At 62.7% G+C, this 1303-nt stretch carries 1 protein-coding gene; it reads right to left on the bottom strand.

The annotated features are described in order from the left end of the window. Window positions 1-78 precede the first annotated feature (78 nt). Window positions 79-1281: an IS256 family transposase gene (locus tag GM1_RS21315; protein WP_244874801.1), complete on the bottom strand. Its 1203-nt coding sequence runs from the start codon at window positions 1279-1281 to the stop codon at window positions 79-81. Window positions 1282-1303 lie beyond the last annotated feature (22 nt).

Here is a 1303-nt window from a genome sequence, read left to right as displayed (position 1 = left end):
GATAGAGCCCCGTGGGGTGGTGGACTTCGGATCGAGCGTAGAGCGTCACGCGATCTGATCAACGAGTCGATCTGAACGCTAAGCGATCTGCGCTTGCGAGTCCAGTACTGCGGCAGATTCTGCCTTCTTCGCCAGGACCCCGCGGAGCTCGTCCATCGAGACCTCTGACATGTAGCGGCGGGTGACCTGCCATTCGTCGTGGGCGTCGATCACGACCGCTGTTGCCAGGCGTAGGAACGCGTCCGGGTTCGGGAAGATCTCGACGACGTCGGCGCGGCGTTTGATTTCCTTGTTGAGCCGCTCGATCGGGTTGTTCGACCAGATCTTCTGCCAATGCGTTTTCGGGAAGGGCAGGAACGCGAGTACATCAGTTTTGGCCTCGCGCATCATCGCCGCTACTTTCGGCAACGGCCCCTGGAAACTCTCAGCGACCTGATCCCATTGCGCTGCAACGTCTTTGCGTTCGGTGTGGGCGAAGATCGTCCGTACTCCAGCGGTGACGACCGGCTGCTGCTTCGCCGGCACCACCCCATGCAGGTTCCGCATGAAATGCACCCGGCAACGCTGCCATGCTGCGCCTGTGAACTGTTGTGCCACAGCCGCTTTCAGACCTGAATGGGCATCAGAGATCACCAGGTGCACCCCATGTAGACCGCGGGCTTTCAGGCTCTTGAGGAAGTCCTTCCAGAACTCGTACGATTCACTCTCGCCGACAGCGGTGCCCAGGACCTCGCGAGTCCCGGTCGCTGACACCCCTGTGGCGACCACCAGCGCTTGAGAGACCACGTGGGCGCCGACGCGGACCTTGCAGAACGTGGCATCGCAAAACACATACGGGAACTCGGTGTGGGTCAGCGACCGATTTCGGAATTCGGCGATCTCGGCGTCCAGACCTGCACAGATCCGGGACACCTCGCTCTTGGACACCCCGGAATCGACGCCCATCGCCCGCACCAGATCGTCGACGCTGCGGGTGGAGATGCCCTGGACGTAGGCCTCCATGATCACCGCGTACAACGCTTTGTCGATTCGTCGTCGCCGCTCGAGCAGGACTGGGAAGAACGAGCCTGCCCGCAGTTTGGGGATCTTCAGTTCCACATCACCGGCCGGGGTCGAGATCGTCTTCGGGCGATGGCCGTTGCGGACTGTTGTCCGGTCGGCGGATCGCTCGTAGCGGCCGGCGCCGATCGTGGCGGTCGCTTCGGCCTCGATGAGGGCCTGCAGGCCGGCCCGTAGGACCTCCGGGAGGACCTCGGCAAGACCGCGTTCCCCCGATCGCAGAGTGGCGATTTCAGCGAGTTGA

This window comes from Gordonia malaquae NBRC 108250 (assembly GCF_000344135.1).
Taxonomy (GTDB): domain Bacteria; phylum Actinomycetota; class Actinomycetes; order Mycobacteriales; family Mycobacteriaceae; genus Gordonia; species Gordonia malaquae.
This window is presented reverse-complemented; position numbering and strand designations above follow the sequence as displayed.